We start from the raw sequence: 22,758 nt of genomic DNA on the forward strand, positions 1-22,758 counted from the left end.
AGCGCGGCAGGCGGGCGGGGGCTACGGTCGTGGCATGAAGCGGCTTTCGAGTGTCGATGCGGCGTTTTGGTCAGCGGAAACTGCTGGCTGGCACATGCATGTGGGTGCGCTGGCGATCTGCGATCCCAGCGACGCGCCCGATTACAGCTTTCAACGCCTGCGTGAGCTGCTGATCGAACGGCTGCCCGAGTTGCCGCAGTTGCGCTGGCGGGTCACCGGCGCCCCGCTCGGGCTGGACCGGCCCTGGTTCGTCGAGGACGAAGATCTCGACGTCGACTTCCACGTCCGTCGCATCGGTGTCCCCGCGCCCGGCGGGCGGCGCGAGGTCGACGAGCTGGTCGGCCGCCTGATGTCCTATAAGCTGGACCGCTCGCGACCGCTGTGGGAACTGTGGGTGATCGAGGGTGTGAAGGGCGGCCGGATTGCCACGCTCACCAAAATGCATCACGCCATCGTCGACGGGGTCTCCGGTGCCGGACTGGGCGAGATCATCCTGGACGTCACGCCCGAACCGCGGCCGCCGAACAAAGAGACAGTGGGGTCGCTGGTCGGATTCCAGTTGCCGGGGCTGGAACGGCGCGTACTGGGTGCCCTGATCAACGTGGCGGTCAAGACGCCGTTCCGCGTCACCCGGCTGCTGGAGCAGACCGTGCGTCAGCGGATCGCGGCGCTGGGGGTCAGCAGCAAGCCGCCCGGCTACTTCGACGCGCCCAAGACGCGGTTCAACGCGTCAGTGTCGCCGCACCGGCGGATCAGCGGCTGCCGCGTCGAGCTGGCCCGGGTCAAGGCCGTCAAGGATGCCTTCGGAGTGAAGCTCAACGACGTCGTGCTGGCGCTCGTGGCCGGCGCGGCCCGCGAATACCTGCTCAAGCGTGACGAGCTGCCGGCCAAGCCCCTGATTGCGCAGATTCCCGTCTCAACCCGTACCGATGCGACGGCGAGCGACGTGGGCAATCAGATCAGCTCGATGACAGCATCTCTGGCCACCGACATCGAAGACCCCGGCGAGCGGCTGAAGGCCATCCACGAGAGCACTCAGAGCGCCAAACTGATGGCCAAGGCGCTGTCGGCGCATCAGATCATGGGGCTTACCGAGACCACGCCTCCCGGGTTGCTGCAGCTGGCCGCCCGCGCCTACACCGCCAGCGGGCTGTCGCACAACCTGGCGCCGCTCAATCTGGTCGTGTCCAACGTCCCCGGTCCACCGGTCCCGCTGTACATGGCCGGGGCCAAACTGGAGTCGCTGGTGCCCCTGGGGCCGCCGGTGATGGACATCGCCTTGAACATCACCTGCTTCTCCTACCAGGACTACCTGGACTTCGGCTTCGTCACGACACCCGAGGTGGCCAACGACATCGACGAGATGGCCGACGCCATCGAGCCGGCGCTGGCCGAGCTCGAGCGTGCCGCGGAGCTGTTGCAGGCAACTAAGGGTTAGCGCCGCCGTTCGAGTTCGGATAGTTCGTCACGTACACCCAGGACAAGAACCGGGCGACCGCCTCGGCGGACTTGTTCGCCCGCGGTGACCCGAAGATGTCAAAAGCATGCTGCGCGTTGGGCAATTCGGCGTAAGCGACCGGCGACTTCGACACGGCACGCAGCTCGTCGACGAACTCGCGTGCTTCGCCCACCGGGATCAGGGAGTCGTCGGTGCCGTGCAGGACGAAGAACGGTGGTGCGTCCGGCCCTACATAGGTGACCGGGGAGGCGTCGATGTAAATGTCGCGGTGCGTACTGATCTTCTTCTTGACGATCAGCCGCGCAAGTACTTCCAGGAATTGCGGACGTCCTGGCTCGTCGATGGAGAACCAGTCGTAGCGACCGTAGAACGGGACCGCTGCCACCACCGACGTGTCGGCCTGCTCGAAACCTGGCTGGAACTTCGGGTCGTTGGGTGTCAGGGCGGCCAGCGCGGACAGGTGGCCGCCGGCCGAACCGCCGCTGATCGCAACGAAATTCGGGTCCCCACCGTAGGCGGCGATGTTCTCTTTGACCCACATCAGGGCGCGTTTGACGTCGACGATGTGGTCGGGCCAGGTGTGCAGCGGCGACACCCGGTAGTTCATCGACACGCACACCCAGCCGCGCGAAACCAGGTGCTCCATCAAGGGATACGCCTGCGGACGGCGCCAGCCGATCATCCACGCGCCGCCGGGTACCTGCAGCAGCACCGGCGCCTTGCCGTCCCGCGGCAGGTCGCGGCGACGCCAGATGTCGGCCAGGTTGGCGCGCCCGTGCGGGCCGTAGCGCACGATGTTCTCTTTGTCGACGTAGCGTCGGCGGGCCACCGTGGCGCGCAGCGGCGGGTTACGCCGACCGGTCCGGTGGGTGGGTTCGCTGGGTAGGGCGCGCAGTTCGTCGGTGTAGTCGGGCCCGAGTTGTTCGGTCAGGGCGCTCTGCAGTACGGGCCCCGGGGTTTTCACGCCGCGGTAGCGGATCACGCCCAGGATCGCCCAGGACGCGGCCGTCAGGGCCAGCGCCACCTTGCCCTTTCGCCCGGCGAAATCACCGCGCAGGCCGCGACGCGCGGCGTCCACCGCGGAGAGGGCGGCATAAAGGCCCGGTACCTCCGAGGTCGGCCAGCCGAACCAGAATACTGTCGGGCCCGCGTAGGGGTTGCGGGTGATCGGGTGTAATCCGTTGGCGGCGTTGACAAGTTCCACGGTGGAGCGGGCCAGCGGACGGGGCCGGCGCAGTTGCTTGAGCAGTGGTCGAATGTTCATGAGCCGCTCACCCGGCCTTTCAGTTCGTTGCGCAGGATCTTGCCGGTGCTGCCGCGCGGTAGCTCGTCGAGGACCGTGATGTCGCGCGGCACCTTGTAATTGGCCAGGTTCTCCCGCACGTGTTGCTTGAGGGTGTCGAGGGTCGCCGACGCGTCCGGGGCCAGCACGACGAACGCTGACAGCCGCTGACCGTATTGCTCGTCGTCCACGCCGATCACCGCGGCCTCGGCCACCTCGGGATGGGCCGCGAGCGTCTTCTCCACCTCGATCGGGTAGACGTTCTCGCCGCCGGAGACGATCATCTCGTCGTCGCGGCCCACGACGAACAGCCGCCCGTTCTCGTCGAGGTAGCCGACGTCGCCCGAGGACATGAACCCGGCGTGGAAGTTCTTGGTGGCACCCGAGGTGTATCCGTCGAACTGGGTGTCGTTGTGCACGTAGATGGTGCCGACTTCGCCGGTCGGCATTTCGTTGAATTCCGCATCCACGATTAGGATTTCGGTTCCCCCGGCCGGCTTGCCGGCAGTGTCGGGCGCCGCGCGCAAGTCCTCCGGAGTTGCGGTGGCGATCATGCCCGCCTCGGTGGCGTTGTAGTTGTTGTAAATCACGTCGCCGAACTGGTCCATGAACGAGATGACGACGTCGGGGCGCATCCGCGAACCGGACGCTGCGGCGAAGCGTAATGTCCTGCCGCTGTAGCGGTTTCGCACCTCGTCGGGCAGATCCATGATGCGGTCGAACATCACCGGTACCACCGCCAGACCCGTCGCTTGGTGGCGGTCGATCAGGTCCAGGGTGGCCTCCGGGTCGAATTTGCGCCGGGTGACGATCGTGCAGGCCATCGAAGCGGCGAAGATCAACTGCGAAAAGCCCCACGCGTGGAACATCGGCGCGACGATCACGATGGTCTCCTCGGCCCGCCACGGCGTGCGGTCCAAGATCGCCTTGAGGGTGCCGATTCCGGCGCCGCCGCCAGACTGCTTGGCGCCCTTGGGACTTCCGGTGGTGCCCGAGGTCAGCAGGATCATCTTGCCCTTGCGGCCGGTGCGTTCGGGCTGTTGTCCGGTGTGATCGGCGATGAGTTTCTCGACCGTCAGCTCGTGTTGGCCGTCGGTCCAGGCCAGGATGCGGGTGGCGTCGGGTTTGTCGGCCATCGCCCGGTCCACCGTCGCGGTGAACTCCTCGTCGTAGATGACGGCCTCGACACCTTCGCGATTGACGACGTCGGCCATGGCCGGACCGGCGAACGACGTGTTGAGCAGCACGACGTCGGAGCCGATCCGGTTGGACGCCACCAGCGCCTCGACGAAACCCCGGTGATTGCGGCACATGATCCCGATGACCTGCGGTTGGCCCGAAGGCAACTTCTGCAGGCCCGCGGCCAGCGCATTGATCCGCTCGTCGAGCTGTCGCCAGGTCAGCGTGCCCAGTTCGTCGACCAGGCCGGGACGGTCCGGGCAGCGCTGCGCGGCGCCGGCGAAGCCCACGGTCATGGCCATGCCCTCGCGACGCATCGCGGCGGCCATCTTGAGATAGCGGTCGGGTCGCATCGGCGCGATCATGCCGGCGCGCCTCAGGGTGCTGATGACTCCGACGGCTTGACTGATACGAGATGCCTGAGATGCCATGGCTCAGCCGAGAATCGGGAAACGGCGCTCGTCGGCCAGCTTGTCCAGGCCCTGCTGCATCACCGACCGGATGTGCTCGTCGACCTCGTCGACGTCGGGGTCCTCGCCGAACTCCTTCTCGATGTTCACCGCCGGCAGCACCTGCGTGACGATCTTGGCGGGCAGCGGCAGATTGGGTGGAACGGGGCTTGTCAAGCCAAACGGAAAGCCGAACGACAGCGGCAGAATCTCGCTGCGCAGCAAGCGCTTCAGCCCCAGCCGCCGGGCCAGCCAGGTTCCCCGGGTCAAGTAGAACTGGGTCTCTTGTCCGCCGATGGAAACCATCGGCACGATGGGCACGCCGGCCTCGATCGCGGTGCGCACGTAGCCCTTGCGACCGTTGAAGTCGATGACGTTCTCCGACAGCGTCGGGCGGTAGGCGTCGTAGTCGCCGCCGGGAAAGACGACCACCACACCGCCGGAGCGCAGCGCGTTGGCCGCGTTCTCACGGTTGGCCCGGATGTAGCCGGTGCGCCGGAAAAGGTCTCCGGTCACGCCCATGAACAGGATGTCGTGGCTCAGCGTCAGGACCGGGCGGTCGTAGCCGAATTTGTCGTAGAAGTCGACGCTGAAGATCGGAACGTCCATCGGAAACTGGCCGCCGGAGTGGTTGGCGACCACTAGTGCCCCACCGGGCGGGAAGGAATCCAGGCCGTGCACTTCCGAGCGGAAGTACGTCTTCAACACCGGCCGCATCACGCTCATCAGCCGCTTGGTCAGGCCGGGGTCCCACTTGCCGTGCTCGTGGTCTTCGCTGTCCGTGCTCACGTTCCTCCTTCGCGGCTCCATCGCCGTCGAGTGCCTAGATCGTAGCGAGAGCACGCCGCCGGGTTGCCCGGTGCCGATATCGCGGCGAAATCCCCCGTTGGCGCAAGGATGCGAGCACAGTGTGGATGGTGAGCACAGCGCTTCGACAGGAAAGGGCAGGGGACTGAAAGTGGCCGAGACCGTCGCTGGGCCCATTTCGGTGATCGTCGGGCAGATCAACATCGTTCGCGACGAGTTCATCGAGGAATTGCTTGCCGAGCTGAAGGCGGGGACGGCCGCACTCAACCACGACACTCGGATGCTGCGTTTGTGGAAGGCGAGCATGACCGAGAGCCTCGTCGCAGGCATCCATTACCTGGAGCGGGATGCGCCAGTGCTGGAGGCCCCGGCGTCCGCGCTGGCGTATGCGCGGGCGTCCGCGCAGCGCGGCGTGCCGCTCTCGGTGCTGGTTCGGAACCATCGGATTGGGCTTGCGCGCTTCCTCGACGTCGCGATGCAGTTCGTGCCCTTGCTGGAGCCCGATCAGCAGGTGCCCACGATCATCGAGCTGGTGCAGCGCTCGAGCAAATTCGTCGACCTGGTGGCAGACCAGTTAACCGTCGCCTACGAGCAGGAGCACGATCGCTGGGTCAGCCGCCGTAGCGGGCTCCAACAACGGTGGGTCAGCGACCTGTTGGCGGGTGTCCCGGTGGACGTCGCGCGGGCCGAAAAGGCGTTGGGTTACCGGCTGGACGGACCGCACATCGCCGCGGTGGTGTGCGTCGACGCGACGGTACGCACCAGCGACGTGCTGGCGCTGTTCGACGAGGTGCGTTCGTCGGTAGACGCTGAGCTGGGCACCCGTTCGCTGATGGTGCCGACGGATGAGCGCGAAGCCCGGCTGTGGTTTTCGCCCGTGTCGGGCCGCGTCCTCGACCTGACCCGCCTGCGTACCGCGTTCGGGTCCGCACGCATCAGGGCGCATCTGGCGTTCGGTCGGGTGGAGGAGGGGTTGACCGGGTTCCGGGCGTCGTTGAAAGAGGCCGAGCGGGTGAAGGCGGTGGCGCTTGCCGGGGGTCACGCGGCCGCCCGAGCCGTCTTCTACGAAGACGTGGCGCCGATCGCGTTGATGGCCGGCGATGTCGACGGGCTGCGGCGCTTCGTCACCGACGTGCTGGGCGACCTCAGCGTCGATGATGAACGCAACGGGTGGCTCCGTGAGACGCTGCGGGAATTTCTGGCTCGCAACCGCAGTTTCGTAGCGACTGCTGACGCGATGATCTTGCACCGCAACACAATCCAGTATCGTGTCGCCCAGGCGATGGAGCTCTGCGGAGAAAACTTCGACGACCCGGAGGCGATCTTCAAGGTGCAGATAGCGTTAGAGGCTTGCCGGTGGATGGCGCCGGTTGTGCTGCGCGCACAAAGGCGCACTTGAGCTTCATCACGGCAGCACATGGTGCAGATTGGTGCCACTACATATTGTTGCCTCATTCAACAGAGAACCCCGAGCCAGAAGGGACTGACATGAACGTCGCAGCGTTGCCTGACGAGCGTGGTATTCGCACGCAGGGTGCGTACACCGCCCGCGGTCGCGCTGTCCATTCCGGATCGGTCTACGTTCGGCAAACCAGGCCCATCACGTCGTTGACCCCGCACCGACCGACCGCCACGACGGCGGACCAGCGGCAGGCCGACTACTACCTGCGCATGTTCACCGAAAGCTATCGGCTGGTCGAGGAGCGCATCGAAAAGTACCAGCGCGAGATCGCCTTCTATGAGGCCGCCGGTGACCCCGAGGGGGTTCGCAGTTGTCGGCGCGAGTTACGGGCCGACGAACGGGAGCGCCAGGCGGTCCGGAGGATCATCGTCAACCTGCGCCGACGGTTCGTCGATGCCCCCGACGAGGTTCCCCTGAACTCTCGGCGGGCGCGGCTTGGGGTCCGCTAGGACCGCATTGCGTCTCGCGTGGTGAGACCGCGGAAGCGACCGTGCGACTGAGGGGTAGCGCGGAAGGCTAGTCCGTCGGTCGATGCCGCGCCGACCACCCGCGCCTGACCGGGCCAACTTGGCGCATGCCACGGCTGCGGCGACCGTCCAGCCGAAACTTGGATTTTGCTTTTTCACAATGGGTTTGACGCAGAACCCACCAGTCGAGAGGGATAAACATGAACCGGCATCGCGGTGCGGCCGAGGACGTCGCTATTGCGGTCGGTGCGACGGCGGATGACGCCTCGACCGACCACGTACTGCGGCTGATCTCGCAGATCTCCCGACGGACCAACCTCCGGCTCGACATGTACCGGCGGGGGATTGCCGTGGCAGATGCCCGCGGCGATGTCGGATACGCCTGTGCGTTTAAGCATTTGACGCACATCGACAAACAGGACCAGGAGATTCTTGAGGGGCTGATCGACCGTCTGCAGCGGTGATTTCTCGCTGGGTTGTGTTTCCGACTGGCTTTTGTGTTTCCGACTGGCTTTTGTGTTTCCGACTGGCTTGGCTTCCCGAATAGATTGTAGTGACCAACTGGTTCACTATCGGGAGGAACGAGGCCGCCATGGGATTCATGTCACCGGAGCTGCCGGACGTCGACCCTGACACTTGGCCGTCTCGGCCGCGGGCGGAGCGACTGCAAATCGTAACCCGGCACTGGGCGGAACACGGCTTCGGCACACCGTACGCGGTGTATCTGCTCTACCTGATCAAGATCGGCCTGTACGTCGCGGCTCCCGCGGCGATCATCTCCCTGACTCCCCGTCTGGGCGGGCTCGGCCACATCTCCGAGTGGTGGACGCAGCCGATCGTGTACCAGAAGGTCATCGTCTTCACGCTGCTGTTCGAGGTCATGGGCTTCGGCTGCGGATCCGGCCCGCTGACCGGCCGGTTCATGCCGCCGATCGGTGGATTCCTCTATTGGTTGCGGCCCAACACAATTCGTTTGCCCGCCTGGCCGGGCAAGGTTCCGTTAACCAGCGGCGACACCCGTACCCTCGTCGATGTCGCGCTCTATGCCGTCGTATTGATCAGCGCGGTGTGGGCGCTGCTGTCGCCCGGCTATGGCGGCCCGGTCCCCGGCATAGGCGGTGTCGGCCTGATCAACCCCGCCTTGGTGGCGCCGACGATCGTCGCCCTGGCGTTGCTGGGTCTGCGCGACAAGACCATCTTCCTGGCGGCCCGCGGCGAACATTACTGGCTGAAGTTGTTGGTGTTCTTCTTCCCGTTCGCCGATCAGATCTCGGCATTCAAGATCATCATGCTCTGCCTTTGGTGGGGGGCCGCGACATCGAAGCTCAACCACCATTTCCCCTACGTCGTGGCCGTGATGACGAGCAACAACGCGCTACTGCGCAGCCGGCTGTTCAACCCCCTCAAGCATTTGCTCTACCGCGACCACGTCAACGACCTGCGCCCCACCTGGCTGCCGAAGCTGATGGCCCACGGCGGTGGTACCACGGCGGAATTCATCGTTCCGACGGTTCTCGTGTTCTTCGCCGGCGATCACCCGTGGCGATGGTTCCTGATCGGGTTCATGGTGCTCTTCCACCTCAACATCATTTCCAACCTCCCGATGGGAGTCCCGTTGGAATGGAACGTCTTCTTCATCTTCTCGCTGTTCTATCTGTTCGGGCACTACGGTGCGATTCGCGCCACCGACCTTCGGTCACCGTGGCTGCTGGCCATCTTGGCCGTCGTGGTGGCGGTCGTGATCGTGGGAAACATGTTCCCCGAGAAGATTTCGTTCCTTCCGGCAATGCGCTACTACGCCGGCAACTGGGCCACCAGCCTGTGGTGCTTCCGCGCCGGCGCCGAGGACAAGATCGAGGCCAACATCGTGAAAAGCTCTGCGCTCGTTGCCAATCAGCTGGCCAAACTCTACGGCCCGGCGACCGCCGAACTGATGTCGGACAAGGTGGCGGCGTTCCGGGCCATGCACACGCATGGCCGGGCGCTCAACGGTCTGTTGCCCCGGACCATCGACGACGAAGCCGACTACAAAGTGCGCGAAGGCGAAGTCGTCGCCGGGCCGCTGGTCGGGTGGAACTTCGGTGAAGGCCACCTACACAATGAGCAGCTGCTGGAAGCGGTGCAGCGGCGCTGCAACTTCGAGGACGGCGACGTCCGCGTCATCGTCCTCGAGGGCCAGCCGATCCAGACCCAAAAGCAGTGGTACCGCATCGTCGACGCCAAGACGGGTTTGATCGAGGCGGGCTATGTCACCGTCGAGGACATGGTGAGTCGGCAGCCGTGGCCGGAACCCGGCGACGAATTCCCGGTCCATGTTCAGACGCAACGTGCCGCTCGATGACTAAAGCGGTAGTCGTCGGCGCTGGACCTAACGGGCTGGCCGCGGCGATCCATCTGGCCCGCAACGGTATTGACGTCCAGGTGCTGGAGGCCCAGGACACCATCGGCGGGGGAGTGCGCTCGGGTGAGCTGACGGTGCCGGGCGTCATCCACGACCATTGCTCGGCATTTCACCCGCTGGGCGTGGGTTCGCCGTTCTGGAAGGAGATCAACCTTGCGGGCTACGGCCTGAACTGGAAGTGGCCGGAGATCGACTGCGCGCATCCGCTCGACGACGGGAGCGCCGGCGTGCTGTATCAGTCGATCGAGCAGACCGCGAGCGGCATGGGCCCCGACGGCAACCGATGGCGGCGCGCCGTGGGTGACTTGGCGGCCGGGTTCGATCAGCTTTCCGAAGATCTGCTGCGCCCGGTGATCAACATCCCGCGTCACCCGATTCGTCTGGCCCTGTTCGGCCCGCGCGCGGTGCTGCCGGCCACCACCATGGCCCGCTGGTTTCGCACCGAGCGGGTGCGCGCACTGTTCGGCGGCGCGGCAGCGCATGCCTTTGCCCGGTTGGACCGGCCGCTGACGGCCTCGCTGGGGCTGATGATCCTGGCCAGCGGTCACCGCTACGGCTGGCCCGTCGCGCAAGGCGGATCCGGCTCGATCACCGACGCCCTGGCCGCCGCCGTGAGCGCGCACGGCGGCACGGTCACGACCGGGGTGACCGTCGCCACGCGAGGCGAGATTCCCGACGCCGACATCGTCATGCTCGACCTCACCCCGGCCGCCGTGCTGGACCTCTACGGGGACCTCATGCCCGGCCGCGTCAAGCGGTCCTACCGGCGCTATCGGGAGGGGTCGTCGGCGTTCAAGGTGGACTTCGCGATCGAGGGCGACATCCCGTGGACCAACCCCGACTGCGGGCGCGCGGGCACGGTCCATCTGGGTGGCACATTCGCCGAGATTGCTGACACCGAATGTCAACGCGCACAAGGCAAAATGGTGGAACGGCCCTTCGTGCTGCTCGGGCAACAGTACCTGGCCGACCCGTCCCGCAGCGCGGGCGACGTCAACCCGATATACGCCTACGCGCACGTGCCGTTCGGCTACACCGGCGATGCCACCGGCGCCGTCGTCGAGCAGATAGAGCGGTTCGCTCCGGGATTCCGCGACCGCGTCGTGGCGACCGTCAGTACGAGCACCGCCGGACTGCAGGCGGACAACGCCAACTTCATCGGCGGGGACATCATCGGTGGGGCCAATGACCGGCTGCAGATCGTCTTCCGCCCGCGGGTGGCCGCCAATCCGTACGCGACCGGTGTGCCGGGGGTGTACCTGTGCTCGCAGTCCACGCCGCCGGGCGCCGGGATCCACGGATTGTGCGGCTACCACGCCGCCGAATCAGCGCTGCGGCGGTTGCGCAAGTAGCTCACCGGGACGTCCCGACGTCACATGCGTCCATCGATGCCCTTCAACCACATCTGCCACAGCCGTGGCGCGGGACTGTTACCGGCGCCGCGAACGTTGCTGATGACTGATCTAGGCTGACGACGAGCGGTTCATCAGCGGACGAGAAAGACAGGGAGAGACACGTGACGGTCCGAGTAGGCATCAACGGCTTCGGTCGAATCGGACGTAACTTCTACCGGGCCTTACTGGCCCAACAGGAACAGGGCACCGCCGACATCGAAGTGATCGCCGTCAACGACATCACCGACAACAGCACGCTGGCGCACCTGCTCAAATTCGACTCCATCCTGGGCCGGTTGCCGCATGACGTCAGCCTGGAAGGCGAGGACACGATCGTCGTCGGTCCGGCGAAGATCAAGGCGCTGGAGGTGCGGGAGGGCCCGGCGGCATTGCCCTGGGGAGACCTGGGCGTCGACGTCGTCGTCGAATCCACCGGCCTGTTCACGAACGCGGCCAAGGCCAAAGGCCACCTGGAGGCCGGGGCCAAGAAGGTGATCATCTCCGCGCCGGCCACCGACGAGGACATCACCATCGTGCTGGGGGTCAACGACGACCAGTACGACGGCAGCCAGAACATCATTTCCAACGCGTCGTGCACCACGAACTGCCTTGCGCCGCTGGCCAAAGTGCTCGACGACGAGTTCGGCATCGTCAAGGGCCTGATGACCACCATCCACGCCTACACCCAGGATCAGAACCTGCAGGACGGTCCGCACAAGGATCTGCGACGGGCCCGGGCCGCCGCGCTGAACATCGTGCCGACCTCCACCGGCGCGGCCAAGGCGATCGGCCTGGTGATGCCGGGACTGAAGGGCAAGCTCGACGGGTATGCGCTGCGGGTGCCGATTCCCACCGGTTCGGTCACCGACCTGACCGCCGAGTTGTCCAAGTCGGCCACCGCCAGCGAGATCAACGCCGCGATGAAGGCCGCCGCCGACGGCCCGATGAAGGGCATCCTGAAGTACTACGACGCGCCGATCGTGTCGAGCGACATCGTCACCGACCCGCACAGCTCCATCTTCGACTCGGGTCTGACCAAGGTGATCGACAACCAGGCCAAGGTGGTGTCGTGGTACGACAACGAGTGGGGCTATTCCAACCGTCTCGTTGATCTGGTCGCGCTGGTCGGCAAGTCGCTCTAGCCGTGCCAGAGTCCTCGCTTCCAACTCTCAAAGATCTGCTGGCCGAAGGTGTTTCGGGTCGCGGCGTGCTGGTGCGCAGCGACCTGAACGTCCCACTCGACGACGAGGGCGCCATCACCGACCCGGGCCGGATCACCGCATCGGTGCCGACGTTGAAGGCGCTGGTCGAGGCGGGCGCGAAGGTGGTGGTGACCGCGCACCTGGGCCGTCCCAAAGACGGCCCCGACCCGAAACTTTCGCTGGCCCCGGTCGCCGCGGCACTCGGCGAGCAGCTCGGCCGGCATGTACAGCTGGCCGGCGATGTCGTCGGCACCGACGCGCTGGCCCGCGCCGAGGGCCTGACCGACGGCGACATCCTGCTGCTGGAGAACATCCGTTTCGACCCGCGCGAGACCAGCAAGGACGACAGCCAGCGACTGGCTCTGGCCAAGCAACTCGTCGAATTGGTCTCGCCGGGAGGTGCTTTCGTCTCCGACGGCTTCGGGGTGGTGCATCGCAAGCAAGCCTCGGTGTATGACGTCGCGACGCTGGTGCCGCACTACGCCGGCACGCTGGTCGCCGAGGAGATCAAGGTGCTCGAGCAGCTGACCCACTCGACCAAACGCCCCTACGCGGTGGTGTTGGGCGGGTCGAAGGTGTCCGACAAACTCGGCGTCATCGAATCGCTGGCGACCAAAGCCGACAGTATCGTGATCGGTGGCGGGATGTGCTTCACGTTCCTTGCCGCGCAAGGTTTTTCGGTCGGAAAGTCGCTGCTGGAAAGCGATATGATCTATGTCTGCCGTCGGCTGCTGGACACCTACGCCGACGTGCTGCGACTGCCCAGGGACATCGTGGTGGCGGAGCAGTTCGCGGCGGGTTCGCCGTCGCAGACGGTTGCCGCCAACGCGATTCCGGAAGAGCTGATGGGCCTGGATATCGGGCCGGATTCGGTGAAACGCTTTGCGGCCCTGCTGTCCAACGCCAGCACCGTGTTCTGGAACGGCCCGATGGGTGTGTTCGAGTTCCCGGAGTTCGCCGCGGGCACCCGAGGCGTGGCCGAAGCGATCGCCGCCGCGACCGGCAAGGGCGCATTCAGCGTGGTGGGTGGTGGTGACTCGGCGGCCGCGGTGCGCGCGCTGGGCATCCCGGAGGGCGAATTTTCGCACATATCCACCGGCGGCGGAGCGTCGCTGGAATACCTTGAGGGCAAGACACTTCCCGGTATCCGGGTACTGAGAAGTGAGCAGCCAAGTGAAGGAGACTCGTGAGTCGCAAGCCACTGATTGCCGGCAACTGGAAGATGAATCTCAATCACTTCGAGGCGATCGCGCTGGTGCAAAAGATCGCGTTCGCGCTGCCGGACAAGTACTACGACAAGGTGGACGTCACGGTGCTGCCGCCGTTCACCAACCTGCGCAGTGTGCAAACCCTGGTCGACGGCGACAAGCTGCGGCTGACCTACGGCGCCCAGGACCTCTCGCCACACGAGCCGGGCGCCTACACCGGTGACATCAGCGGCACCTTCCTGGCCAAGCTGGGCTGCAGCTTCGTCACCGTCGGGCACTCCGAGCGGCGCACCTACCACAACGAGGACGACGCGCTGGTGGCCGCCAAGGCCGCCGCTGCGCTCAAATACGAGCTGACCCCGATCGTGTGCATCGGCGAGCACCTCGACGTCCGCGAGGCCGGCAACCACGTCTCGCACAACGTCGAGCAGCTGCGCGGCTCGCTGGCCGGGCTGTCGGCCGAGCAGATCGGCGACGTCGTCATCGCCTACGAGCCGGTCTGGGCGATTGGAACCGGGCGGGTGGCCAGTGCGTCCGATGCTCAGGAGGTGTGCGCGGCGATCCGGGCGGAGCTGGGTGCCCTGGCCTCACCGAAGATCGCCGAAACCGTGCGGGTGCTCTACGGCGGCTCGGTGAACGCGAAGAATGTGGGCGACATCGTCGGGCAGGACGACGTCGACGGCGGCCTGGTCGGTGGAGCGTCGCTGGACGGGGAGCAGTTCGCGACGCTGGCGGCCATCGCCGCCGGCGGGCCCCTGCCCTGACGGGGCCCCGCGCGGGCGCCACCGTGCGGTTAGCAGGGAAAAAGACAGTGAGGGCGACAGCGCTCATCGCACCTGCGGTCAAACGGAGAATACGGTGCCGACGGCCACAGAACCCCTGGTGCTATGACCTGCCCAACGCCACGAGCAGCGGCAACAGTACCAGCAACAAACACACCACCATCAAGGCGATGTAGATGCCCAGGCCGTTGAACTTCTGCGGTGGGGGGCCCAGCGAGCCCCCGCTGAACGTCCAGATCGGCGCCTTGTATTCGAGGTCAACCACCCGGCCGGGGTAGACGTCGACCGTGGTGTCCGCCGGCCCGATCTTTGACGGCAGGAAGTACGGCACGTGGACGTGGACGTGATGCGGTCCCGGGCGAGCCGGCACCACCGTGCGACCCCAGCCGGTGGCCGGAGCCTCGTAACCGTCGACGATGATCTTCGGCTTGACCAGCAGCAACAGGAATGCCATCGGGAAGAAGCGGGTGGTGACGGCGATGCCTTCGGACGGCTGGCCGTAGCCCTGCGGACCGGGTTGTTGCACGTTCGCCGGTTGCCCGGGCGACGGGTAAGAGGATGGCGCCTGCTGCGGGTAAGGGGATGGGGCCTGCGGATAGGGGGGCGGTGCCTGGGGCCTGGGCGGCGGCGCCTGAGGATACGGCTGGTGCGACCCGGGCGGCTGTCCGTACTGCGGTTGTCCGTACTGCGGCTGTCCGTACTGCGGTTGTCCGTACTGCGGTTGTCCGTGCGGTGGCTGACCGTGCTGGGGATTCGGCCCAGGTCCCTGGGGATAGTTCATCGCGGGTGATCAGTGCACTTTGTACTTGATCGCCAGCTCTACGCCGATGATGCTCACCAGCCAGATGCCGGTGATGAACAGCGTCAACCGGTCCAGGTTCTTCTCGACGACGGTCGACCCGGACAGGCTGGACTGCACGCCACCGCCGAACAGCGTCGACAGGCCGCCGCCCTTCGCACGGTGGAGCAACACCAGCAACACCACCAGCACACTGGTGACCACCAGGGTGATCTGTAGGGCCAATACCATGAGTGGCAGCCTACCGAACGTGATTCGACCCGCCAAAGGCGCCGTGCCGGCGATGAGAGCGCCTGGCCTGCGGTGAGGGCGGATCGATCTCGTGACCGAAGCCGGGGAACTCGCAAAATCCGCGCCCCGGGCCGCAGGCTCGACGCGGTAGCCGCAGACTCGACGCCGGCCGAAGCTCCAACAGGCGACTCGGACGATTCGCACCGATACTGGGACCCATGGCTGAACCGACCGATTCCGCGCTGGAACCAATCGGTGCTGTGCACCGGACTCGGGTCGGCCGCGAGGCGACCGAGCCGATGCGCGCCGACATCAGGCTGCTGGGCACCATCCTCGGCGACACCGTGCGCGAGCAGAACGGCGACGAGGTGTTCGACCTCGTCGAACGTGCCCGGGTGGAAGCGTTCCGGGTGCGTCGCTCCGAGATCGACCGGTCCGAGATGTCGCGCATGTTCGACGGCATCGACATCCGCCAAGCCATCCCGGTCATTCGGGCGTTCAGTCATTTCGCGCTGTTGGCCAACGTCGCCGAAGACATCCACCGGGAGCGCCGTCGCGGTGTTCACGCCGGGGCCGGCGAGCCGCCCCCGGACAGCAGCCTGGCCGCCACGTACGCGAAACTCGATGTGGCGGAACTAGATTCAGCCACCGTCGCCGATGCCCTGAAGGGCGCGCTGGTGGCTCCGGTCATCACCGCCCATCCCACCGAGACCCGGCGGCGCACCGTCTTCGTCACCCAGCACCGGATCACCCAGCTGATGCGGCTGCACGCGGAGGGACACACCGAGACCGACGACGGCCGCAGCATCGAAGTGGAGTTGCGCCGCCAGATCCTGACGCTGTGGCAGACCGCGCTGATCCGGCTGTCCCGGCTGCAGATCACCGACGAGATCGCGGTTGGGCTGCGCTATTACCAGTCCGCGTTCTTCAAGGTCATTCCGAAGGTCAACGCCGAGGTCCGGGACGCGCTGCGGGATCGCTGGCCCGACGCCGACCTGCTTCCCCAGCCGATTCTGCAGCCCGGCTCCTGGATCGGTGGCGACCGCGACGGCAATCCGAACGTGACCGCCGACGTGGTGCGGCTGGCCAGCGGCAGCGCAGCGTTCACCGCGCTGGCGCACTACCTGGTCGAACTCGACCGTCTCGAGCAGGAGCTGTCGATGTCGTCGCGACTGCTCGCCGTTACTCCGGAGCTGGCCGCCCTGGCCGACGGCTGCCAGGACAAGGCTCGCGACGACGAGCCGTACCGCCGGGCATTGCGGGTGATCCGCGCCCGGCTCAGCGCGACCGCCGCCGAAATCCTGGACCAGGAGCCGCAGCACCTACTCGACCTGGGTTTGCCGGCCTATGCCACCCCGGGCGAGTTGCGGGCCGACCTCGACACGATCGATGCTTCGCTGCGCACCCACGGCAGCGCGCTGTTGGCCGACGACCGCCTGGCCCTGCTGCGGGAAGGCGTGGCGGTCTTCGGGTTTCACCTGTGCGGCCTGGACCTGCGGCAGAACTCCGATATGCACGAAGAGGTGGTCGCCGAGCTGCTGGCGTGGGCCGGGGTGCACCCGGACTACCGCTCGCTGCCCGAAGACGAACGGGTCGAGTTGCTGGCCGAAGAACTCAGCACCCGCCGCCCACTGGTCGGCGACCGCGCGCAGCTCTCCGAGTTGGCCCGCGGCGAGCTGGGTGTCGTCGCGGCCGCCGCCCGCGCGGTCGAGATCTACGGCCCGGCCGCGGTGCCCAACTACGTCATCTCGATGTGCAAGTCGGTCTCGGATGTCTTGGAGGCCGCGATCCTGCTGAAAGAGGTCGGCCTGTTGGATGCCTCCGGGCCGGAACCCTATGCGCCGGTGGGTATCTCGCCGCTGTTCGAGACGATCGAGGATCTGCAGAACGGGTCGGCGATCCTGCACGCCATGCTGGAACTTCCGCTGTATCGCGCGATGGTGGCCGCCCGGGGCGAATCCCAGGAAGTCATGCTGGGGTATTCCGATTCCAACAAGGACGGCGGGTATCTGGCGGCCAACTGGGCGGTTTACCGGGCCGAGCTGGCCCTCGCCGAAGTTGCCCGCAAGACCGGAATCCGGTTGCGGCTCTTCCACGGTCGCGGCGGCACCGTCGGCCGCGGTGGCGGCCCCAGCTACCAGGCCATCCTGGCGCAACCGCCGGGAGCGGTGAACGGCTCGCTGCGTCTGACCGAGCAGGGTGAGGTGATCGCGGCCAAATACGCCGAACCGCAGATGGCGCGGCGAAATCTGGAGAGCCTGGTGGCAGCCACCCTGGAATCCACGCTGCTGGACATGGAGGGCCTCGGCGACTCCGCGGAGCCCGCTTACGCCGTGCTCGACGAAGTGGCTACCCTCGCGCAGCGCGCTTACGCCGAATTAGTCCACGACACACCGGGTTTCGTCGAGTACTTCAAGGCCTCGACGCCGGTGAGCGAGATCGGCTCGCTGAACATCGGCAGCCGGCCCACGTCACGCAAGCCCACCCAGTCGATCGCGGACCTGCGCGCCATCCCGTGGGTGCTGGCCTGGAGCCAGTCGCGGGTCATGCTGCCCGGTTGGTACGGCACCGGGTCGGCGTTCGAGCAGTGGATCGCGGCGGGCCCGGAAAACGAGCGGGTGGCAGTCCTGCGCGACTTGTACGAGCGCTGGCCGTTCTTCCGCAGCGTGCTGTCCAACATGGCGCAGGTGCTGGCCAAGAGCGACCTGGGCCTGGCCGCCCGCTACGCCGAGCTGGTACCCGATGAGTCGTTGCGGCACAGGGTGTTTGACAAGATCGCCGACGAACACCAGCGAACCATCGCCATGCACAAGCTCATCACGGGTCAAGAAGACCTGCTGGCCGACAACGTGGCGCTGGCGCGTTCGGTCTTCAACCGATTCCCGTACCTGGAGCCGCTGAACCACCTTCAGGTGGAGTTGCTGCGCCGGTACCGCTCCGGCGACGACGACGAATTGGTGCAGCGCGGCATTCTGCTGACCATGAACGGGTTGTCCAGCGCGCTTCGGAATAGCGGGTAACTCCGGCGATCTACGGCCCGCGCATCCTTGGGCGCCTCGGCATCAATCCCTCGTCGGCGCTGGGCACTATCGACCAGGGCAATTCAGCGGCAACTCGGGGGAATTTCAGGTAGTCGACTACTCGCGACAGTTCTTACTGCGTTGGGCAACATACCTCGTGGCTGACCCTACCCACCGTCAGGCATCCGAGTATGGAGAACGACGTGTCTCGAACGACGAACAACTCCCATGACTGCGGAGCAGGAGCACAAGTGCACATGCTGCTGGAGCGGATGGATACCAGCAACTTCACGCTGATCAACCGTGGCTTCCACTGGGTGCAGCCGGACCCTTACATCCGCTGATCGCGGGGGTCGGAAACTCCGCTGCAAGGACTCGAACTTGAACTGGTCGGAAAAATGGATGTGTGGGTGACCTACGACGAATTGCATATTCGATTGTGGCGCACGCGGATTGTGGTCGGATACGATTTCAGTTCCGCACTCCATTGCAAGCTGGACAGCTGTATGAGAAACAGAGGCCCCTATACAGGAGAACGGCGATGAATAACGTAGGCCCCGAGATAGGGACGCACTTCGGACCCTATTTGCTCAAGCGGTTGCTCGGCAGTGGCGGCATGGGGGCCGTGTATGAGGCCCAAGACACCGTCATGGATCGAGTTGTGGCCTTGAAACTCATCTCGGGCCCCTACGCGCAGGATCCCGACTATCGGCAGCGGCTACAGCGCGAAGCCCGCATCGCCGGGCGGCTGCAGGACCCCCATGTGGTGCCTGTCCACTCCACCGGCGAGATCGACGGTCAGCTCTACGTCGATATGCGGCTGATCAACGGCACCCCCCTGGACACAGTCTTGAGGAACTCGGGACCGCTGTCGCCGGCAAAGGCGGTGTCTGTGGTGGGCCAGATCGCCGCGGCGCTGGATGCCGCCCACGAGGTCGGGGTGCTGCACCGTGACGTGAAACCGGGAAACATCCTGATCACGGCTCGCGACTTCGCTTACCTGGTGGATTTCGGTATCGCCAACGCCGCCACTGAGCAGAAGTTGACCCAGATAGGCAATGTGCTCGGAACGTGGACCTACATGGCGCCGGAAAGGTTCCAGGGCGACGGGACCCAGGTGACGGAGCGTGCTGACACCTACGCGCTGGCGTGCGTGTTGTTCGAAGCCCTCACCGGGGCTCCGCCATTCTCCGGCGACACCGCGAGTCTGGTCGCCGCACACTTGACCCAGCCCGTCCCGCGCATCGGTTCGCGCGTGGGGCTGCCACCGGCACTCGACGACGTGATCGCCCGCGGTATGGCCAAACAGCCTCAAGACCGATACGCGACGAGCGGAGAGTTTGCCCGAGCGGCCGAAGCTGCTCTCGCGACCTTGGGCAGCACGACTACCCGGATCCCGCTGGCGACAGTCACCGATTCGCCCGCACCGACTCTGCCCGCCCAGCACACGCCGCCGAACGTAGCAGCTCCTCCCATTCACACCAATCCATACGGTCCTTATGCCGGGTCTTACGTTCCACCGACAACACCTCTTGGACCGCAGCCTGTACCCACGCGCGGCAAGCGGGGGCGGTGGGTTCTGGTCGCGGCGGCGATTCTCCTCGTCGTCGCCTTGGCGGCGGGATTCGGGATCTGGAAGCTGGTTGGCGGCAAGTCCTCCCGGCCGCAAGGTGTGGACCTCAGCAAACTCGACGTGGGACATTACGGGACGAAGCCCCGGCCCCTGACCGGTTCCCCGACCGTGGAGGAGGGCCGCTATCTCGAGGCCTTTCGCCTCGGCGAGGGCATCGTAAATCCCTACGACGTCGACCCCATACTGGATCACGTCGGCGGAGGGGCGCTAACGGAACCTCGGCGGGTCGCCGAGAGAATCAGCGGCACGCAAACACCCGTCGTGCAGCCGGTGTTGGAAAAGTACAGCATGATTACCACCTTTGCCGTCTCGGCGTTGAGCGACACAGGCAAAGACCGGCTGCATGTGATGTTGATAAGTTTCCCCAACGCTGACCTCGCCAGGAAGGCCGCCGCCGAGATGGACGCGACCGACTTCGCGGTAAACCCGGAAAACCAGCAGGCCGCGATCCCTGGGTATCCTCAGGCGAATTCACATTTTTGGCCCAAGTCTCCGACGCTCGTGGCGACCCTGGCACAAGGCAGGTTCGTCGTATGGACGCAAACCATCAACGCCCCAACGCCCGACCTAGACGCTATGAAGCAGCGGTTGAAACACGTCTTCGATCTACAGGTTCCCTTGATGCAGAAGCTGGCGGGTGCCTTGGAAGGCGACCTGACCTCGTTGCCGCTTGATCCGGATCAGATGCTCAGTCGAACCTTCGTCGCCGGGGACCAACCGAAGATATCCGATGCTTTTTGGAGCGCGGGTCCCCGCGCCGTCGGCGTGCTTTGTTCGAACAGCCAAATGCTCAAGGACGGGCTCCTCGGGCAGGCTGGCGTCGACCGATGCTCCCAGGGCGCCGACGGTTTCCTGCTGCGGGCGAAAGACGAGACTGCTGCTGCGGCGGCTCTGCCCAAGCTGATCGAGACTCGGAAAGAATCCGTCGAACATGACGTCGCACCACCGGACGGGCTCGCCAACGCCGCCCGGTGCTTCGAAACGAAGCAAGAGCTCTGGGCCCAGAGCGCGAAGGCTCGCTTCATGTGTTATGTGACGTTTGGGCGCTACGTCGCCGGGATGACGAGCGGCGAGGAAAAGGACGCGCGCCGGCGCGCTGCTGCCCAGTACGCAATCCTGGTCAACGCCGATTAAGCGCCCGTCGATGGCTGTCGTGCGCCCCTGACAAAGTCGTCCGGGAGCTCTCAAAATGCTTGGGGCTCAACCCTATGGGGCTGAGCTGTTGATCGCCATGGCGCGATTGACCAAGGTGTAAGTCGCCTCAACGGCCTCGCAGGTAGTCGACCGGGCACGGTCCTTCGGCCCGCGCCACGCCGCCGATCTGGGCCGGGACCGGCTGTGGATGCGACGTCCAGCCCGGCGTGAGCTGGTAGCTGCGCAGCAGGTGCGTCGTCGCCGCCGTCATGGCCGCCAGCGAGAACGGCTGGGCCGGGCAGGAGTGGCGTCCGTGGCCGAAGGCCGTCACCAGCATGGGTGACGGCAGCGCGTTCTGGTTGGTCAGACGGTGGCGGGTCCAGCGATCGGGATCCCAGTGCTCCAGACCCGGCGCCGCCGAGGTGTTGAGCAGGGGCAGCAACGTCGCGATGATCCAGCCCGGCGGTACCTGGTAGGTCACGTCGCCGGTGTCGAGGCTGACCGGCGACAACACGGCGCGGGTCATGATCGAACGCTGCGCCAGACGCGTCGATTCCAGCGCGCAGCGCTGGGCAAAATCACTGTCGCCATTGCCAATTCGCGCCGACGCCGAAGGATGCTCGAGCAGGTCGACCAGCGCCCAGCCAAGCGCCGCCGGCAGATTCGACATGGACGCGACGTGGATCAGCGCGATGTCGAGCGCGATGCCGCGTGGCTGCTCGCTGCGCTCCCTGTCCGACCACAGGTCCACGATCCTGCCGAACAGACCGTGGCCGTCGGTGTCACCGGCGTTGTATGCGCACACCGCGTCGGCGATGACGTCGACGACCTCGTCGAGCGCGGCCCGCTCGGCGCGTTTTTCCGTCGCGGCCACCGCCGCCATCCGGTCCGGGTGAACGAACGCATCGGAGCCGTCCAGTGTGTCGAAGGCACGCACGAGGCGCTCGAAGGCCTCACCCTCGGCCGACCCAGGGCCCGCCCACGAGGCCAACCCCATGCGGTGGGCGATCCGTCGGGCGAGGTCGAAGGCGTCCGCCGTTCCGCGCGGTCCCAATTCGGCGCTGGTCTGTTCGAGCGCCCGGTCTAGGTTGGCCAGGTAGACGGCCACGTCGTCGCGCCGAAACAGCATGCTGGGCAACACAAGACGCCCGCGGAAGACGTCGTCGGGCAACTTGCGGCGCAACATGAGATAGTCCGCGACGCCCTTGCTGGCCAGATCCTCGTCGAGCGCATAGAACGATTCGACGCCGGTGAGGGAGAAGGTGAACAGATAGCGGTCCGCACCGCTCTCCACCACGAACGTGTCGCCGTATCGGGCACGGGCCTCGGCGATAACGCTGACGGCGTCGCCGACTGCGACATCCCAGGGCAGGCCGGTGCCCTGCGCGACCGGCGGAGCGGGGACCGGATAGGGCACGACCTAACGCACAGACCGGTTGCGCAGCCTGTCCATCACGCCGCGCACCGCGTGCTCGGTCACCGACAGCGGGGACATCACCGTCTCGCCCAGGCTCACGATGTAGTCGATCCGCTCGACGATGGCTTCCACCGGCTCGACGAGAACGATGAGCCGCTTGGCTAGATCGTCCAGGCTGGACAGCGTGCCTTCCAGATGATCCAGTCCGCCCTCCAACCGGGCCACCGTGGCGTTCAAGGCCGACAGCGAACTGTTCAGCTCGTTCATCGTGGTGCTGAGCCCGTCCAGCACGTCTTCGACCTGCTCGACCGTCTTGTCCGCGTTCAACGCGGCTTGGGTGAGGGTCTTCATTCGGCTCCGCGCAGGCGCTGGGCGGTCGCTTCTGTCTGCCATGACGGTCATTATTGCTTTGCCGCCGAGCGTCACGCCAGA

Annotated in this window: 19 protein-coding genes; 12 read left to right on the forward strand and 7 right to left on the reverse strand. The window is 65.9% G+C overall.

Going from position 1 to position 22,758, the window contains the following annotated elements; translation table 11 throughout:
* Positions 1–34: 34 nt before the first annotated feature.
* Complete coding sequence (locus VML93_RS14580) at positions 35–1,438, forward strand: wax ester/triacylglycerol synthase family O-acyltransferase (protein ID WP_325611630.1); 1,404 nt, start codon at positions 35–37, stop codon at positions 1,436–1,438.
* On the opposite strand, the gene VML93_RS14585 is transcribed toward VML93_RS14580, so the two are convergent.
* Genes VML93_RS14585 through VML93_RS14595 form a run of 3 tightly spaced genes read right to left on the reverse strand, consistent with a single transcriptional unit; the run spans position 1,428 to position 5,095 of the window.
* Entirely contained in the window at positions 1,428–2,723 is a 1,296-nt protein-coding gene (locus tag VML93_RS14585; protein ID WP_325611632.1) for an alpha/beta hydrolase, read from the reverse strand. The genes VML93_RS14580 and VML93_RS14585 overlap by 11 nt on opposite strands.
* Entirely contained in the window at positions 2,720–4,351 is a 1,632-nt protein-coding gene (gene fadD12, locus VML93_RS14590) for an acyl-CoA ligase FadD12 (RefSeq protein ID WP_325611634.1), read from the reverse strand. The genes VML93_RS14585 and fadD12 overlap by 4 nt, the downstream gene beginning before the upstream one ends.
* A gap of 3 nt (positions 4,352–4,354) precedes the next feature.
* Entirely contained in the window at positions 4,355–5,095 is a 741-nt protein-coding gene (locus tag VML93_RS14595; protein ID WP_325611747.1) for a 1-acyl-sn-glycerol-3-phosphate acyltransferase, read from the reverse strand.
* 232 nt (positions 5,096–5,327) lie between these two features.
* Between VML93_RS14595 and VML93_RS14600 the strand changes: the two genes are divergently transcribed.
* The 8 genes from VML93_RS14600 to tpiA all read left to right on the forward strand — a co-directional run bounded on the left by VML93_RS14600 (position 5,328) and on the right by tpiA (position 14,074).
* Positions 5,328–6,575: a PucR family transcriptional regulator gene (locus VML93_RS14600; protein WP_325611636.1), complete on the forward strand. Its 1,248-nt coding sequence runs from the start codon at positions 5,328–5,330 to the stop codon at positions 6,573–6,575.
* Positions 6,576–6,664: 89 nt separating this feature from the next.
* A complete protein-coding gene (locus VML93_RS14605) occupies positions 6,665–7,087 on the forward strand; it encodes a hypothetical protein (RefSeq protein ID WP_325611637.1) in 423 nt (140 codons plus the stop codon).
* A gap of 218 nt (positions 7,088–7,305) precedes the next feature.
* Complete coding sequence (locus tag VML93_RS14610; RefSeq protein WP_325611639.1) at positions 7,306–7,569, forward strand: hypothetical protein; 264 nt, start codon at positions 7,306–7,308, stop codon at positions 7,567–7,569.
* Positions 7,570–7,697: 128 nt separating this feature from the next.
* On the forward strand, positions 7,698–9,446 hold the full coding sequence (locus VML93_RS14615) for a DUF3556 domain-containing protein (RefSeq protein WP_325611641.1): 1,749 nt from the start codon (positions 7,698–7,700) through the stop codon (positions 9,444–9,446).
* Complete coding sequence (locus VML93_RS14620) at positions 9,443–10,858, forward strand: NAD(P)/FAD-dependent oxidoreductase (RefSeq protein WP_325611642.1); 1,416 nt, start codon at positions 9,443–9,445, stop codon at positions 10,856–10,858. Before VML93_RS14615 ends, VML93_RS14620 begins: the two co-directional genes overlap by 4 nt.
* 164 nt (positions 10,859–11,022) lie before the next feature.
* The gene (gene gap / locus VML93_RS14625) at positions 11,023–12,042 is read left to right on the forward strand and encodes a type I glyceraldehyde-3-phosphate dehydrogenase (protein WP_325611644.1); all 1,020 of its coding nucleotides are present in this window, start codon (positions 11,023–11,025) and stop codon (positions 12,040–12,042) included.
* A 2-nt stretch (positions 12,043–12,044) separates the two neighbouring features.
* Complete coding sequence (locus tag VML93_RS14630; RefSeq protein WP_325611648.1) at positions 12,045–13,292, forward strand: phosphoglycerate kinase; 1,248 nt, start codon at positions 12,045–12,047, stop codon at positions 13,290–13,292.
* Complete coding sequence (gene tpiA / locus VML93_RS14635; protein WP_325611650.1) at positions 13,289–14,074, forward strand: triose-phosphate isomerase; 786 nt, start codon at positions 13,289–13,291, stop codon at positions 14,072–14,074. Before VML93_RS14630 ends, tpiA begins: the two co-directional genes overlap by 4 nt.
* A gap of 121 nt (positions 14,075–14,195) precedes the next feature.
* Here tpiA and VML93_RS14640 read toward each other — a convergent pair whose 3' ends face one another.
* Positions 14,196–14,873, reverse strand: coding sequence for a hypothetical protein (locus tag VML93_RS14640; protein WP_325611652.1), 678 nt, complete (start codon positions 14,871–14,873; stop codon positions 14,196–14,198).
* A 9-nt stretch (positions 14,874–14,882) separates the two neighbouring features.
* The gene (gene secG, locus VML93_RS14645; protein ID WP_325611653.1) at positions 14,883–15,122 is read right to left on the reverse strand and encodes a preprotein translocase subunit SecG; all 240 of its coding nucleotides are present in this window, start codon (positions 15,120–15,122) and stop codon (positions 14,883–14,885) included.
* Between the two features lie 218 nt (positions 15,123–15,340).
* Here secG and ppc point away from each other — a divergent pair, with 218 nt between their 5' ends.
* From ppc to VML93_RS14660, 3 genes are all read left to right on the forward strand, one after another.
* A complete protein-coding gene (gene ppc / locus VML93_RS14650) occupies positions 15,341–18,142 on the forward strand; it encodes a phosphoenolpyruvate carboxylase (RefSeq protein ID WP_325611655.1) in 2,802 nt (933 codons plus the stop codon).
* Positions 18,143–18,345: 203 nt separating this feature from the next.
* Complete coding sequence (locus VML93_RS14655) at positions 18,346–18,486, forward strand: hypothetical protein (protein ID WP_325611657.1); 141 nt, start codon at positions 18,346–18,348, stop codon at positions 18,484–18,486.
* 197 nt (positions 18,487–18,683) lie between these two features.
* Positions 18,684–20,909 carry a serine/threonine-protein kinase gene (locus VML93_RS14660; protein WP_325611659.1) on the forward strand — a complete coding sequence of 742 codons (2,226 nt, stop codon included), beginning with the start codon at positions 18,684–18,686 and terminating at the stop codon, positions 20,907–20,909.
* Between the two features lie 127 nt (positions 20,910–21,036).
* Here the strand turns inward: VML93_RS14660 and VML93_RS14665 are convergent, their stop codons facing one another.
* Positions 21,037–22,326, reverse strand: a complete 1,290-nt coding sequence (locus VML93_RS14665) for a cytochrome (protein WP_325611660.1) — start codon at positions 22,324–22,326, stop codon at positions 21,037–21,039.
* A gap of 3 nt (positions 22,327–22,329) precedes the next feature.
* Positions 22,330–22,728 (reverse strand): ATPase, encoded by a 399-nt coding sequence (locus VML93_RS14670; protein WP_325611661.1) that lies wholly within the window; start codon positions 22,726–22,728, stop codon positions 22,330–22,332.
* Between the last annotated feature and the right edge of the window lie 30 nt (positions 22,729–22,758).

It is taken from the genome of Mycobacterium sp. (assembly GCF_035499775.1).
In the GTDB taxonomy this organism is placed as follows: domain Bacteria; phylum Actinomycetota; class Actinomycetes; order Mycobacteriales; family Mycobacteriaceae; genus Mycobacterium.